The 12,778-nt window shown below is 60.2% G+C and carries 14 protein-coding genes; all 14 read right to left on the reverse strand.

Going from position 1 to position 12,778, the window contains the following annotated elements; translation table 11 throughout:
* Positions 1 to 9: 9 nt before the first annotated feature.
* Positions 10 to 306: a flagellar protein FliT gene (fliT, locus tag ACM6I7_RS02870; protein WP_007966233.1), complete on the reverse strand. Its 297-nt coding sequence runs from the start codon at positions 304 to 306 to the stop codon at positions 10 to 12.
* A gap of 11 nt (positions 307 to 317) precedes the next feature.
* Positions 318 to 716, reverse strand: coding sequence for a flagellar export chaperone FliS (gene fliS, locus ACM6I7_RS02875; protein ID WP_414887916.1), 399 nt, complete (start codon positions 714 to 716; stop codon positions 318 to 320).
* A gap of 129 nt (positions 717 to 845) precedes the next feature.
* The gene (gene fliD, locus ACM6I7_RS02880; protein ID WP_103368115.1) at positions 846 to 2,318 is read right to left on the reverse strand and encodes a flagellar filament capping protein FliD; all 1,473 of its coding nucleotides are present in this window, start codon (positions 2,316 to 2,318) and stop codon (positions 846 to 848) included.
* 83 nt (positions 2,319 to 2,401) lie between these two features.
* Positions 2,402 to 2,761: a flagellar protein FlaG gene (locus ACM6I7_RS02885; protein WP_150367992.1), complete on the reverse strand. Its 360-nt coding sequence runs from the start codon at positions 2,759 to 2,761 to the stop codon at positions 2,402 to 2,404.
* Between the two features lie 73 nt (positions 2,762 to 2,834).
* Positions 2,835 to 3,695, reverse strand: coding sequence for a flagellin domain-containing protein (locus ACM6I7_RS02890; RefSeq protein ID WP_007958307.1), 861 nt, complete (start codon positions 3,693 to 3,695; stop codon positions 2,835 to 2,837).
* A 236-nt stretch (positions 3,696 to 3,931) separates the two neighbouring features.
* On the reverse strand, positions 3,932 to 4,204 hold the full coding sequence (locus ACM6I7_RS02895; protein WP_103368116.1) for a hypothetical protein: 273 nt from the start codon (positions 4,202 to 4,204) through the stop codon (positions 3,932 to 3,934).
* Positions 4,201 to 5,490, reverse strand: coding sequence for a motility associated factor glycosyltransferase family protein (locus tag ACM6I7_RS02900; RefSeq protein WP_150367991.1), 1,290 nt, complete (start codon positions 5,488 to 5,490; stop codon positions 4,201 to 4,203). The genes ACM6I7_RS02895 and ACM6I7_RS02900 overlap by 4 nt, the downstream gene beginning before the upstream one ends.
* 85 nt (positions 5,491 to 5,575) lie before the next feature.
* Positions 5,576 to 6,502, reverse strand: coding sequence for a ketoacyl-ACP synthase III (locus ACM6I7_RS02905; RefSeq protein WP_096796272.1), 927 nt, complete (start codon positions 6,500 to 6,502; stop codon positions 5,576 to 5,578).
* A gap of 227 nt (positions 6,503 to 6,729) precedes the next feature.
* Positions 6,730 to 7,782 carry a pseudaminic acid synthase gene (gene pseI / locus ACM6I7_RS02910; protein ID WP_414887917.1) on the reverse strand — a complete coding sequence of 351 codons (1,053 nt, stop codon included), beginning with the start codon at positions 7,780 to 7,782 and terminating at the stop codon, positions 6,730 to 6,732.
* Positions 7,775 to 9,280: a UDP-2,4-diacetamido-2,4,6-trideoxy-beta-L-altropyranose hydrolase gene (gene pseG / locus ACM6I7_RS02915; protein WP_414887918.1), complete on the reverse strand. Its 1,506-nt coding sequence runs from the start codon at positions 9,278 to 9,280 to the stop codon at positions 7,775 to 7,777. The genes pseI and pseG overlap by 8 nt, the downstream gene beginning before the upstream one ends.
* Positions 9,277 to 9,972 (reverse strand): pseudaminic acid cytidylyltransferase, encoded by a 696-nt coding sequence (gene pseF / locus ACM6I7_RS02920; protein ID WP_414887919.1) that lies wholly within the window; start codon positions 9,970 to 9,972, stop codon positions 9,277 to 9,279. The genes pseG and pseF overlap by 4 nt, the downstream gene beginning before the upstream one ends.
* Positions 9,969 to 10,589, reverse strand: coding sequence for a pseudaminic acid biosynthesis-associated methylase (locus ACM6I7_RS02925; protein WP_150367987.1), 621 nt, complete (start codon positions 10,587 to 10,589; stop codon positions 9,969 to 9,971). Before ACM6I7_RS02925 ends, pseF begins: the two co-directional genes overlap by 4 nt.
* Before the next feature lie 31 nt (positions 10,590 to 10,620).
* Positions 10,621 to 11,778 carry a UDP-4-amino-4,6-dideoxy-N-acetyl-beta-L-altrosamine transaminase gene (gene pseC, locus ACM6I7_RS02930; protein WP_414887920.1) on the reverse strand — a complete coding sequence of 386 codons (1,158 nt, stop codon included), beginning with the start codon at positions 11,776 to 11,778 and terminating at the stop codon, positions 10,621 to 10,623.
* Positions 11,775 to 12,776: a UDP-N-acetylglucosamine 4,6-dehydratase (inverting) gene (pseB, locus tag ACM6I7_RS02935; RefSeq protein WP_027614222.1), complete on the reverse strand. Its 1,002-nt coding sequence runs from the start codon at positions 12,774 to 12,776 to the stop codon at positions 11,775 to 11,777. The genes pseC and pseB overlap by 4 nt, the downstream gene beginning before the upstream one ends.
* Between the last annotated feature and the right edge of the window lie 2 nt (positions 12,777 to 12,778).

Consider the following 12,778-nt stretch of genomic DNA (forward strand, 5'->3'; position numbering starts at 1 on the left):
GGGGGTTAATTAACCAAACAGATGGTAAACCTTTGCCGCCTTTTGCGCTTGGGTGATCTGCGACATCTCATTGGCTATCGCCTGCCGCTCACCCATCGCCGCCTCCAGAAGCTCCTTGTAGACATGGAGCAATTCCTCAAGGTTACTGCGCAAGGCCTCCTCATCCAGCGAGGCCTCGGCCATGACGTCTTCCATGCAGGAACGGCAAGCCAGATCCAGCTCGCCAATGGCTTCCCAGTTGCGTTCGGCCAGCGCACTGACCAGCGCTTCACGGGTGTCGGCGATTCGCTGCAATACAAGACTCATGGTGCTCTCCTTTAAAACTGCGGAGCAGGCTCGGGGGCGATGGCATCCCAGCCTTCTTTTACCGTGCTCAGCAAGCCGGCGACCTCATCGAGAATGCGCGGATCGCTGGTGATGTTGGCCTCGGCGAGACGCTTCATCATGTAGATGTACAGCCCGTCCAGATCGGCCAGTTCATCGGCACATTTTTCCAGATCCAGACCTTCGCGCAGCCCGCTGACAATGCCAATGGCCTTGCTGATCGAGGTGCACTTGCCAGGAATATCCTTGCGCTCGATGGCACCCTTGGCCTGAGCGATGCGGGCCAACCCGCCTTCCATCAGCATTTGCACCAGACGGTGCGGGCTCGCCTCGGAGGTCTGGGCGTGCGCGCCGACTTTCTGATATTGCCGAAGGGCTAACATTGGGTTCATGTTCTACCTCATTGCCACAATGACTCGTATAACCAGTGTATCGCCAACGAATCACAGAACTTTAGATCAAAAGACAAAAACCCGGCGCACGCCGATAAAGCGTAGCCGGGTTTTTGTCGTTATTGCCTGTTACTTCGCGGATTGCTGAGCGTTCAGCGAGCTGAAGAACGACGTGATATTGCTCGCCGTCGCCTTCATCTGCCCTACCAGCAAGTCCATGGCGTTGTACTTGGCAGTCAACGTCTTGGTCAGGTTGGCAACACGCAGATCCAGCGCCAATTGCTGGCTGGTCAGGCTCTTGGTGTTGTTGTTCAGGATGGACATGCGCTGATCAAGCAGGCCTACGGCAGTAGGGGCGCTACCGGCAGGCGCCTTCAGATACGGATCCACTGCCTTGTTCATGCGCGCCAGCAGACCGTTGGTGTCGTCGGTCCCGGTGAACATCTGCTGCACCTGGCCAGCCTTGCCGGGCTGAGCCATGGTTTTGGTGAACGCAGCAGTATCAAATGTCAGGTTGCCGGTGTTGCGGTCGGTCATCACACCGATCTCCGACAGATAGGACAAAGAACCCTTTGCACCAGCACCAGGAGCAGTCAACTGGCCACGGATGTCGGCGATCAGCGAACGCGGCAACGAGTCACCGGTAAACGCCGCCTGCACTGTCAGTTTGCCGTCTTCATCAGGCGTAGCCTTGGAAAGCGTGTCGATGGTGGTCTTCAGGGTGTTGTAGGCGTCAACAAACGCCTGAACCGACGCCTGCAGCCCCTTGGTGTTGGTATCGACGCTGACAACGGTCGGCGTGGCAACGCCACCAACGAGAGGACTGACAGTGGTCAGATTCAGGGTCAGGCCGCTGATTGCACCACTGACCGTATTGCTCTTGCTGGAAACCTGCAGGCCGTCGATGGTCACCTTGGCATCTTGTGCAGGGCCATTGACGTTGCCAGAGGCGCCTGCCGCCGGATTGGTACCCATCGGCTGAGTACCGTCGATCTCCAGACCGGCAATCCCGCTGACAGAGAGGTCGGTACCTGCGCCCGTCTTGTTCGAGCTGATCACCAGGCGTGAAGCACCGCTGCTGTCGGTCACGATGTTGGCAGAAATACCATTTGAGCCCTGAGCCGTGTTGATTGCGTCACGGGTGCTCTGCAAGGTCGCATTGGCCGGGATCGTGACATTGTAATCAGTGCCATTCTGACTGATTTTCAGGGTACCACTCGGAATGGCACTGGCAGCACCGCCGGCGAAAGAAGCGCTGGCAACTTTCGAGCCAGTGGCCAATTGATTGACAACAACGTTGTAAGTCCCCGACACCGCGGTGTTATCGGAGGTGGCGCCGAGAATCGCTGTGTTGCTCGAGGTCGCCGTGAAGCCGGCAAATGCCGGGTTGGTCTTGCTGCCCAGGTTGGTCATCGCCGTCTGGTACGCGGTCAGCGCACTCTTCAACGTACCGACACCGGAAATCTTCAGGGTATTGGTCTTGGTCGCGGAATCAATCTGCGTCTGCTTCGGCGACTTGTCGGCGTTGACCAGCGCGGTCACGATCGCGCCGATGTCCAGGCCGGAACCCAGTCCGGAACCCGGTAGAATTGGACTTGCCATGTGCATCTCCCTTCAGATTGTTGCCAGACTTTTGACCCATCCAGGCGTCATTCAAGAAAGACAAACACTATTCATGCCAGCTATCAGACTTTGGCGTCGAACAACACATGGCTTGCGTTGGCGAGGCTGTCTGCGAGCTTGAGTGCTTCTGCGGAGGGGATCTGGCGTACGACCTCACCCGTCTCGCTTGCGATCACCTTGACGATGACCTTGCCAGAGTGCTCGTCGATCGAGAACTCCAGGTTACGCTTGATCGATTGAACGAACTTCTCGATCTCTTGCACGGCCAGTTTCAACTTGGCGTCATCCGTTTGCTGACTTTTCCTGTCAGCGACCGGTGCGTCGGCCGGTACAGCCTTTGGCGTCTCCGACGGCTTATCAGCAACAGGCGTCGCTGGCTTGGGAGCCGGATAAGACACGTTAAGCTTTACGCTCATGTCCATGCTCATCACCTCCTAACGTAAAAAAGCGAGAGAGCGCGACCAGCGCACCCTCCCGCCCAAACTCATTCCGAAATTACTGAAGCAGCTTCAGTACAGCGGAAGGCAGTTGGTTGGCTTGAGCCAGAACAGAGGTCGAAGCCTGTTGCAGGGTTTGCTGCTTGGTCAGGTTAGCAGTCTCTGCGGCGAAGTCGGTATCTTGTACGCGACCTTGTGCAGCAGTGGTGTTCTCGGTGATGTTCTGCAAGTTCTGGATGGTGCTGGTCAGACGGTTTTGCGAAGCACCCAGGCTGGCACGAGTTGCACCGATTGCAGCGATAGCGGCGTCGATTGCAGTGATCGCGTTGTCGATGTTCTGCGAAGCAGAACCAGCGCCAGTACCGGTGGTACCAGTCAGAACTACAGTACCGCTACCTACGGACAGGCTGACGGCGTCGAACTTGGAGCTCAGTACCAGGTCGATGTGGTTAGCCGAACCGGTGTTTGCGCCAACTTGCAGGGTTACAGTACCAGCCGAACCGTCCAGCAGGTTTTTGCCGTTCAGGTTGGTAGCAGCCGAGATACGGGTGATTTCGTCAGACATCTGAGCGAATTCAGCGTTGGTTGCGGTCTGGTCAGCAGTGCCGTTGGTGCCGTTACGTGCTTTAACAGCCAGTTCACGCATACGCTGCAGGATGTCGGTCGAAGCTTGCAGAGCGCCTTCAGCGGTCTGAGCAACGGAGATACCGTCGTTGGCGTTCTGGATGGCTTGGGTGTTACCACGGATCTGCGAAGACATACGGTTCGAGATCTGCAGGCCAGCAGCGTCGTCTTTTGCGCTGTTGATTTTCAGGCCGGAAGACAGGCGCTGCATCGAAGTCGACAGAGCGTCGGAAGCGCGGTTCAGGTTCTTTTGAACGTTCAGCGACGTGGTGTTGGTGTTTACTGTTAAAGCCATGACGAATTCCTCGTTGGTTGGGTACTGCGGCTTCCGGCCCTGGCAACCGCCTGGAATGGCCTAGAGAACCTTCGTAATAGTTATCGTCGGGTTGGCAAGTTGCTTGAGGGCTTTTTGAAAAAAATTTGCCATCACCCTGCCACCCCCGAGAAAACAAGGGCTTAGCGCCCCCCACCTGCGAAAAAATGACGCCATAAAACCGACCCGCGCGCAAAGCCGCGGGCCAGTGCGGTCGCTCATTTTGCCGATCGTGCTTTTTGCAACACTTCGATCAACTCGTACTCCATCCAGTCAGCCAGCCCCAACCAGTCCTGACGCTCCTGACAATCGAGCATGTGCGTGAGTACAAAGGACCAGTCCTGCTGAATCGGCGTAGACGCAGCTATCAACAACTGCTGCGCGCCCTCGAACACCTCGACCATATCCAGCGCCGCCTCGACATCACGCCCTAGACGAAACAGCCCGGCGCAGTGGCGGCACTCGTCGACGCAGCGCTCAATCGTCTTCATTGCACAAACTCCTGATTGAACTGCGTCCCGGCGATCAGTGCGCCCGCTCGACTGCTGTTGAAAAACTGCACCTGCGGATGCGCGGCGATATAGCGCTCCAGTACGCACAGATAGCCGCGAAAATTCAGCTGGGTGCTGACCCGCTGGCCATGGCCGTCCTGCACCCAATGCCGCGCCTGATCAACACCGGGGCCCAGATCACCGTCATTCCAACCGGCATGGGTCTTGTTCATCGGGAACGCGAAGTCAGCGCCAAACAGGGTAATGCGCGACGCGCCCATCTTCACCGCCAGATCCACCGCCGGATGAATCACGCTGCCACCGACATGCAGTTGTCCGCGCGGGTATTGCTCACGCAACGCGGCGTACACCGGGCTGGCCGAGTAACCGCCATAGCGCTTGCCTTTCCAGGCGGTCAGCACCGCAGGATCGCTCATAGGCAGATACACCAGCGGGATGCCAGCGGAGTCCTCGAACGGCAAATGCCGGAAGCTGATGCGCTGATCGATGGTGACCACCAGATCCGGGACGATGCCGTGTTCGCGCAGTGGCCGGTAAGCGGTATCGACGCACATCAACAATGGACGTTCAGCCTGCGCATGCACCGCCGCCAGACGCTGGAAATGCCCTTCCAGCGTCGGCCCGGTGCCGATCACATAGATTTCCCGGCCATTGGCGCTGCCGAACAACTGCGCCACATCATCATCGCCGAGCAACACCGGCAGGCAGTCCTGCAAACGCTGTTGAATGAACGGCAAGTGCGGATCGAACTCACGATTGTTGAAGCTCAGGTGCACTTCGCTGACCAGCCGATCGCGGATCTTCGCGTTGAAGTCATCAGCCAGCAGCATCTCGGCCGGCAGGGCGAAAAACGGTGTGCAGATGTCTGACAGATCACCGGCATAGAACAGCTGCACACGCGGATCTTCCAGCCATTGGCGCTGATCGAGCAGTTGCAGCACCAGCGCGAACAACGCGCCATTGAGGATATGCACGTACAACCGCTCAAGGCCGGCGCGCTCCAGCAGCACCGTTGGCAAATCGCCGAGGCCGGTGCCATAGACGTGCAACTGCGGCTTTTCCGCCAGACTGGCAGCCTGGATGCGGGCTTCGTGGACCCGGTCGTGGCGACTGGTCAGTTGAATGCCATTGACGCTGAGCGTCGAGCCCAAGCCCTGCACCAGCTCGGCCTGAAGAGCTGAACTGTCTTCCGCCATCAGCCGCTCGAACAACGCCGGCCAGCGTTGCTGGATGACCTGGGCGTTGGGTTGGAAAAACTCGCTCATGCCGCCTAGCGCTCCATTCAGGCAAAAAAATAGCGTTCAAGGGTAACCTTGAACGCTATTTTTGTATCCGCCGTTTTTGACCAACTCAAGGACGATAGATGATCGCCGAGCCCCACGACAGACCGACACCGAAACCGCTCAGGGCAATGCGCTGCCAGTCGGAATCGAGTACGTGTTTTTCCAGCAGCAGCGGGATGCTCGACGACACCGTATTGCCGGTCTCGACCATGTCCTTGATGAACTTCTCCGGCTCGCCTTCGAAACGGCGGGCCACCGCATCGACAATCGCCGCACTGCCCTGGTGAATGCAGAAGGCGTCGATGTCGTCAGCCTTGAGGCCGGAGTCGTCGAGCAATTCGTGCAAGTGCGCCGGGACTTTGAGCAGCGCGAAGTTGAACACCTGACGGCCGTTCATGAAGAACACGCCATCGGTGACTTTCAGGTGCGGTGCGCCGGAACCGTCGGTGCCGAACTTGGCCTTGCCCAGCGCCCATGAAGGATCTTCGCCCATCCAGGTCGCGGTGGCGGCATCGCCGAAGAGCATGGTGGTGTTGCGGTCTTCCGGGTCGACGATTTTCGAATACGGGTCAGCGGTGATCAGCAGGCCGTTCTTCAGGCCGGCGGCTTCCATGAAGCCCTTGATCGCGTAGATGCCGTAGACGTAACCGGAGCAGCCCAGGGAAATATCGAACGCCGCGACATTAGTCGGCAGACCGAGCTTGTCCTGGACGATCGCCGCGGTGTGCGGCAGACCTTCTTCGTCACCGTTCTGGGTGACGACGATCAGCGCGTCGATCGATTCACGCTTCAGTTCAGGGTTGCTGGCAAACAGCGCATTGGCCGCTTCCACGCACAGATCGGAGGTTTCCTGTTCAGCGTCTTTGCGCGGCAGGAAAGCCGAACCGATTTTGCCGAGGATGAATTCTTCATCCTTCTCGAATTTTGCACCTTGTGCGTAATTGTCCACGCCGGCTACAGGAACGTAGCTCGCAATGCTTTTTATGCCAATCATTACGGCTTCCCAATAAAAAACAGCCCAAAACCACCGCTCGCAAGGATTCGAGGGGCGCCGACAAACAGAAAACGGCCGCCACAAAGGGCAGCCACGGGGAGCGCAAAGGGCTATCACTGGAACCGATTACACGGCCAGGCGCCATCTCCCCGGTCAATACAATACAGTGAAGATGCGCGTTATGACTCGCAGGTCACGCTATTTTGCCGAATCGGTTGCAGATCGGGTTATTCGACCAACGACCAGTCCAGCGGCGTGCCACGTTTGATCGCCTGGCGAGCGCGGCGACCGAGGACGGACTCGGTGTGCTTGGGCGGCAGACCCAGACCTGGGCGAATGGCGCGCAGATTGTCCCCGGAAAAGGCTTCACCGGCCGCCATGTCGGCAGTGACGTACAGCGAGCGGCGATAGACCAGCGACTTGCGCTCGGCCTCGGTGACGCCGTAATGCACCTGGCCCATGGCCTGCCAGGCGCGTTCGGTTTCCACCACCAGGCTGGCCAGTTCCGCCGGCTCCAGCGAGAAACTGGCGTCGACCCCGCCCGCCGAACGGTCGAGGGTGAAGTGTTTCTCCACCACCGTCGCCCCGAGCGCCACAGCGGCCACAGACACGCCAACGCCCATGGAGTGATCGGAAAGACCCACCTCGCAACCGAACAGCTCACGCAGATGCGGGATCGTGCGCACATTGCTGTTGAGCGGGGTTGCCGGGTAAGTGCTGGTGCATTTGAGCAGCACCAGATCCTTGCACCCTGCCTCGCGGGCGGCGCGCACGGTTTCGTCGAGCTCGGCGATGCTGGCCATGCCGGTGGAGATGATCAGCGGTTTGCCGGTCGCGGCCACACGGCGGATCAACGGCAGGTCGGTGTTTTCGAAACTGGCGATCTTGTACGCCGGCACATCGAGGCTTTCGAGAAAGTCCACCGCCGTGTCATCGAACGGCGTCGAAAACGCGAGCATGCCCAACGCTTTGGCCCGGGCGAAAATCGGCGCGTGCCACTCCCACGGGGTGTGGGCCTTCTCATACAGGTCGTACAGCGAAGTACCCGCCCACAGGCTATTCGGGTCTTTGATGAAAAACTCGCCCTCGGCCAGATCCAGGGTCATGGTCTGCGCGGTGTACGTCTGCAACTTCAAGGCGTGCGCGCCAGCCTTGGCGGCGGCTTCGACAATCTGCAGGGCCACCTCCAGCGACTGGTTATGGTTGCCGCTCATCTCGGCAATGATGAACGGCGGCGCATCGGCACCGATCAGACGCTCGCCAATCTTGAAACTACTCATCGCGGTGATCCTTCAAAACCTTGGTGAACGCGCAGGCACTCTGGGTGAATCCGGCGTCACGAAACACATTCAAAGAGGGGCGATTGCCCGGCAGCACCTGAGCGGTGACAACGGTCATCTGCGGCCAGTGCTCGCGGACGAATACCTCGCCTCGCGCCAGGAGCGCCCTGCCCCAGCCGAGACCGAGCCGTCCTTCCAGCAGATACAGCGACACTTCGGCTTCAAAGCCGCGCAAGTCATAACGCAAGACGCCGACCGCGCCGTCATCGGCCTCGGCAATCAACAGCAGACGCTGCGGATTGCGCAGGCTCGCATTCAGCCAGCTCAGGTGCTGCGGCCATTCGATTGCAGCCGTGTCCAGTGACCAACGGCGTACAGCCTCGGCATTGCGCCCGTCGAACAGCAATTGCGCGTCATCCAGAGTCGCCAGGCGCAGCTTGAGCACTGCACCGGCGAGTGCCGCCGCCACGCGCAAAGCACCGCGCCCATCGACCAGTTGCCGTGAACGCTCGGCCAGACTCAGGCGCAGATAGAAATTGTCGACGACAAAACCGATGGCGTCGCGCAGTTGTTCGACGCTGACCTGCTCGCGGGCGCCCATGAACACATGCGCCCCCGCCGCTGCCATGACTTCGCCGTTGGCCTGCTGATTGTTCGATACCGCGATGCAGAGGGTTGGCAGGCCGAGGGCTGCACGCTCCCAACTGGTGCCGCCACCCGCGCCGATAAACAGATCGGCCGCGGTCATGCGTTGCTGGAAATCGCTGACGAAACTGTGCAGGCGCCAATGCGGCCGTGTTGCGGCCAGTGCCTGCATTTGCGCCCACGCAGGATTGTCTGCACCGGCGACGAAATCCACTTCCAGCTCTGCGAAATCCTTCAGCGCCAACATCGCGTGATGGGTCTGCATCGCCGCATCGAAACCACCGAAATTCACCAGCACCCGGCGCGCCTTGGGCTTGATCGCAATGGCCGGACAGACGAACTCCTCGCGCAGCATGGCGTAGCGCGGACCGAGCAAGGTGCGGCAGTCTTCGGGCAGCAGCGGCGCATAGTTTGCGCTGAGACCGGACAGATTCTGATTGAGCAGCAGATCAACGCTGTAGCGGCGGGTGGCGAGATCGTCCACCGCCGCAATCCGTGGCGCCCAACGACGGGCAGCGGTTTGCCAATGATGATCGAGGCCGTAGTGGTCGGCGATGATCCAGTCGAATGCGCCGTGACCTGCCAGCAAGGCGTCCAGCTCCTCGATGTCTGCCTGCCACGGCAGCATCGATTCGATGGCTTGCTGCGGGTCTTCGTCGAGGTAGACGTCCGGCAAGGCGAAGGTCTCGAAACCTTCGGCAGCCAAGGCATCGAGCCGATGCCCGGGCAACCGCCGACAGGCAAACGCGACATGACTGCCCTGTTTGCGCAGCACTCGCGCCAGCGTCAGGCAACGGGCAATGTGGCCACTGCCGATGGTCGGCGAAGCGTCAGCGCGGATCAGCACTCTCATTGCAGTTCTCCGCCGGCCTTGAGCGCGGCGTAGAGGTATTCGGCGCGTTTCCAGTCTTCCAGCGTGTCGATGTCCTGCACCAGATGTCGCGGCAGAATGACCGGCAGACTCGCGGACGAATACAACACTTCACCGCGCAACCACGCCTCGCTGCGACCCCAGTAAAACTGGCCGGCGTCCTGAAAGGCCTCGGGCAGATCCTGCGAGCGGGTTTGGCGAAATTCCGGGTACAACGCGGTCAATGCGCCCTGCCCGTCCAGCGTCAGCGCCCGCTGCACGGGGAAACCAAAGCTGCACACGGAGAACGCAAAGGCTTTGTCCGGGTGCTGCTGCAACAGCTCAAATCCTTGCCGCAGGAAGCGCGCCTGCAACAACGGCGCCGTGGCGTACACGCAGCAGGCGTAATCGAAGGCTGGCAGTTGCTGCAAGGCATGCACGATCACCGCAGCGGTGCCGGTGAAATCATCCGCCAGTTCAGCCGGGCGCAGGAACGGCACTTGCGCACCGTGGGCCAGCGCCAACTCAGCAATTTCCGCGTCATCGGTACTGACCACGACCTGTTCGAACAGGCCACTGTCGAGCGCCGTTCGGATCGAGCGGACAATCATCGGCACGCCGTCGAACGGCAACAGATTCTTGCGCGGGATGCGCTTGCTGCCGCCACGGGCCGGGATGATTGCGACGCTGTTCAAGGACGTTTTTCCAGCAGGAACCAGGTGATGTCGTCCACCGGGAATTGTGGGTCACGGTGATAACCAAAGCCGTAATCGAGCAAGTGCAGATCGGCATAACGATCGAGCATTTCCCCGGCGAAATCGCGCTTGAACAGCTTGCCGCTGTTGCCGCGATAGGACACTTCCACCGGTGCCGGATTGTAGTATTCGGCGATCAGGATGTAGCGCTGGCTCAACGCATACAACTGCGCATAGGCGGTCGGCAGCAGCTCCGGCGCCAGATGGATCAGCACGCCTTTGCTCAGAGTCAGGTCGTAACTGCGCTCGCGCGGAAAGTCGAACAGCGAGCCGTGCCAGATCTGCGCGATGCCCAGTGCCCGCGCCTGAGCACAGGCGTTTTCATTGATCTCGACCCCGAACAATTCACTTTGCGGCAGCAGTTGACGCAGCGCCTGCAGGTTGTTGCCGGCATTGGTGCCCAGCTCGACCACACTGTCGATGCGCCCGGCGCGGCTCAGGGCCTTGGCGAACAACGCCAGGTTGGCCGCGACCAGCGGCTGACCGACGTTGCGATCGACGTACTGGTTGCCGAAATCGCCCTGCCAGAATTTTTCCTGTTCACTCAGATCACGCATTGCACAGTCTCATTCGCCGCCGCAGCGGGATTCATTCGGTCAGCCGGCGCAATTGCTCGACCACATGATCCTGCTGCTCGTCACTGAGCAGCGGATACAGCGGCAGACTGATCGCCTCGGCGTAATAACGTTCGGCTTCGGGGAAGTCACCTTCGGCAAAGCCCAGGTCGCGATAGTACGGCTGCAAATGCACCGGAATATAGTGCAGGTTCACGCCGATGCCGGCGGCACGCAAGCCTTCGAACACCTGACGGTGGGTCAGGCCGATGCGCTCGGTCTGCAGGCGCACCACGTACAGGTGCCACGCCGATTCCGCCTCCGGCTGCGCGCTGGGCAAGCTCAGTGGCAGGTAGGCCAACAAACGGTCGTAGCGCGCCGCCAGTTCGCGGCGACGGGCGATAAAGCTGTCCAGTTTGCCCAGTTGCGACAGACCCAGCGCCGCTTGCAAATCGGTGATCCGGTAATTGAAGCCCAGCTCGATCTGCTGGTAATACCACGGGCCGTGGCTGGGTTCGTTCATCTGCTGCGGATCGCGGGTCATGCCGTGGCTGCGCAGGCGTTGCAGACGCTCGGCCAGTTGCGGGCGATTGGTCAGGACCATGCCGCCTTCAGCACTGGTGATGATCTTCACCGGGTGGAAACTGAACACGGTCATCGCCGCAAATTCCCCGCACCCCACCGGGCGCCCGGCGTAGCTGGCGCCCACCGCGTGCGAGGCGTCTTCGATCACCGTGAAGTTGTAGCGCTCGGCCAGTTCGGCAATCTTGCGCAGGTCACAGCTCTGCCCGGAGAACGCCACCGCCACCAACACTTTCGGCAGCGTGCCGTCCTGCTCGGCCTGATCGAGCTTCGCGGCGAGGGCGAAGGCATCGAGGTTCCAGGTCAGCGGATCGATGTCGACGAAATCCACATCGGCGCCGCAATAGCGCCCGCAGTTGGCCGAGGCCAGAAAAGTGTTCGGCGTGGTCCACAAGCGATCACCCGGGCCAAGGCCGGCAGCGAGGCAAGCGATGTGCAGCGCCGCGGTGGCGTTGCACACCGCCACCGCGAAGTCGGCCTGGCATCGTTCGGCCATTGCCTGCTCGAAACGCTCGATAGTCGGGCCTTGAGTCAGCCAGTCCGATTGCAAAACCTCGACCACTGCATCGATGTCCGCCTGATCAACGCTCTGCCGACCGTAGGGAATCATGCCGACAACTTCGCGTGCAGCTCGGCGATCTGCCCGACCGAGAGGTAGTGCGGGTTGGTGTCGGAGCGGTATTCGAAATCCTCACTCACCGGCCGCCCATGTTCGCCGAGCTTGTCGATGGAGAAATCGACATCGACGCTGGTAAAGCGGATGGAAGGCTGGATGGTGTAGTGGTCTTCGAACTCCAGGGTCATCCGCGCATCGTCCAGCGGCACCATCAGTTCATGCAGTTTTTCCCCGGGACGAATACCAACGTTCTTGTGCGGCAGATGCTCGGCCATGCCCCGCGCCAGATCGACGATGCGAATCGACGGGATCTTCGGCACGAACACTTCACCGCCGTGCATCCGCGCAAAGCTGTCGAGGACAAACTGCACGCCATGATCCAGAGTGATCCAGAAGCGGGTCATGCGCTCGTCGGTGATCGGCAATTCCTGCGCACCGTCGGCAATCAGCTTGCTGAAGAACGGCACCACCGAACCCCGCGAGCCCGCCACGTTGCCGTAGCGCACCACGGCAAAACGCGTTTGTTGTTCGCCGGCAATGTTGTTGGCGGCGACGAACAACTTGTCCGAGAGCAGCTTGGTCGCACCGTACAGGTTGATCGGGCTGGCGGCCTTGTCGGTGGACAGCGCGACGACTTTCTTCACGCCATTGTCGATGGCGGCGGCGATGATGTTCTCCGCACCATTGACGTTGGTGCGAATACATTCGGTCGGGTTGTACTCCGCCGCCGGCACCTGCTTGAGCGCCGCCGCGTGCACCACGTAGTCGATGCCGCGCATGGCCTGCCGCAGACGATCGGCGTCGCGTACGTCACCGAGAAAGTAGCGCATGCACGGCGCGTTGAACGTCTGCTGCATTTCATACTGCTTGAGCTCATCGCGGGAGAACACCACCACGCGCTTGGGCTGGTATTGCTCAAGCAGACGGGCAATGAATTTGCGCCCGAACGAGCCGGTGCCGCCGGAGATGAAGATCGATTTACCGTTGAACATGT

The organism is Pseudomonas sp. IT-93MI4, from assembly GCF_949767635.1.
GTDB classification, from domain to species: domain Bacteria; phylum Pseudomonadota; class Gammaproteobacteria; order Pseudomonadales; family Pseudomonadaceae; genus Aquipseudomonas; species Aquipseudomonas putida_A.

Excerpts from the sequence above, each read along its gene's own strand:
- fliT (WP_007966233.1), bottom strand. The coding sequence starts at position 306 with ATGAGTCTTGTATTGCAGCGAATCGCCGACACCCGTGAAGCGCTGGTC.
- fliS (WP_414887916.1), bottom strand. The coding sequence starts at position 716 with ATGAACCCAATGTTAGCCCTTCGGCAATATCAGAAAGTCGGCGCGCAC.
- fliD (WP_103368115.1), bottom strand. The coding sequence starts at position 2,318 with ATGGCAAGTCCAATTCTACCGGGTTCCGGACTGGGTTCCGGCCTGGAC.
- ACM6I7_RS02885 (WP_150367992.1), bottom strand. The coding sequence starts at position 2,761 with ATGGACATGAGCGTAAAGCTTAACGTGTCTTATCCGGCTCCCAAGCCA.
- ACM6I7_RS02890 (WP_007958307.1), bottom strand. The coding sequence starts at position 3,695 with ATGGCTTTAACAGTAAACACCAACACCACGTCGCTGAACGTTCAAAAG.
- ACM6I7_RS02895 (WP_103368116.1), bottom strand. The coding sequence starts at position 4,204 with ATGAAGACGATTGAGCGCTGCGTCGACGAGTGCCGCCACTGCGCCGGG.
- ACM6I7_RS02900 (WP_150367991.1), bottom strand. The coding sequence starts at position 5,490 with ATGAGCGAGTTTTTCCAACCCAACGCCCAGGTCATCCAGCAACGCTGG.
- ACM6I7_RS02905 (WP_096796272.1), bottom strand. The coding sequence starts at position 6,502 with ATGATTGGCATAAAAAGCATTGCGAGCTACGTTCCTGTAGCCGGCGTG.
- pseI (WP_414887917.1), bottom strand. The coding sequence starts at position 7,782 with ATGAGTAGTTTCAAGATTGGCGAGCGTCTGATCGGTGCCGATGCGCCG.
- pseG (WP_414887918.1), bottom strand. The coding sequence starts at position 9,280 with ATGAGAGTGCTGATCCGCGCTGACGCTTCGCCGACCATCGGCAGTGGC.
- ACM6I7_RS02925 (WP_150367987.1), bottom strand. The coding sequence starts at position 10,589 with ATGCGTGATCTGAGTGAACAGGAAAAATTCTGGCAGGGCGATTTCGGC.
- pseC (WP_414887920.1), bottom strand. The coding sequence starts at position 11,778 with ATGATTCCCTACGGTCGGCAGAGCGTTGATCAGGCGGACATCGATGCA.
- pseB (WP_027614222.1), bottom strand. The coding sequence starts at position 12,776 with ATGTTCAACGGTAAATCGATCTTCATCTCCGGCGGCACCGGCTCGTTC.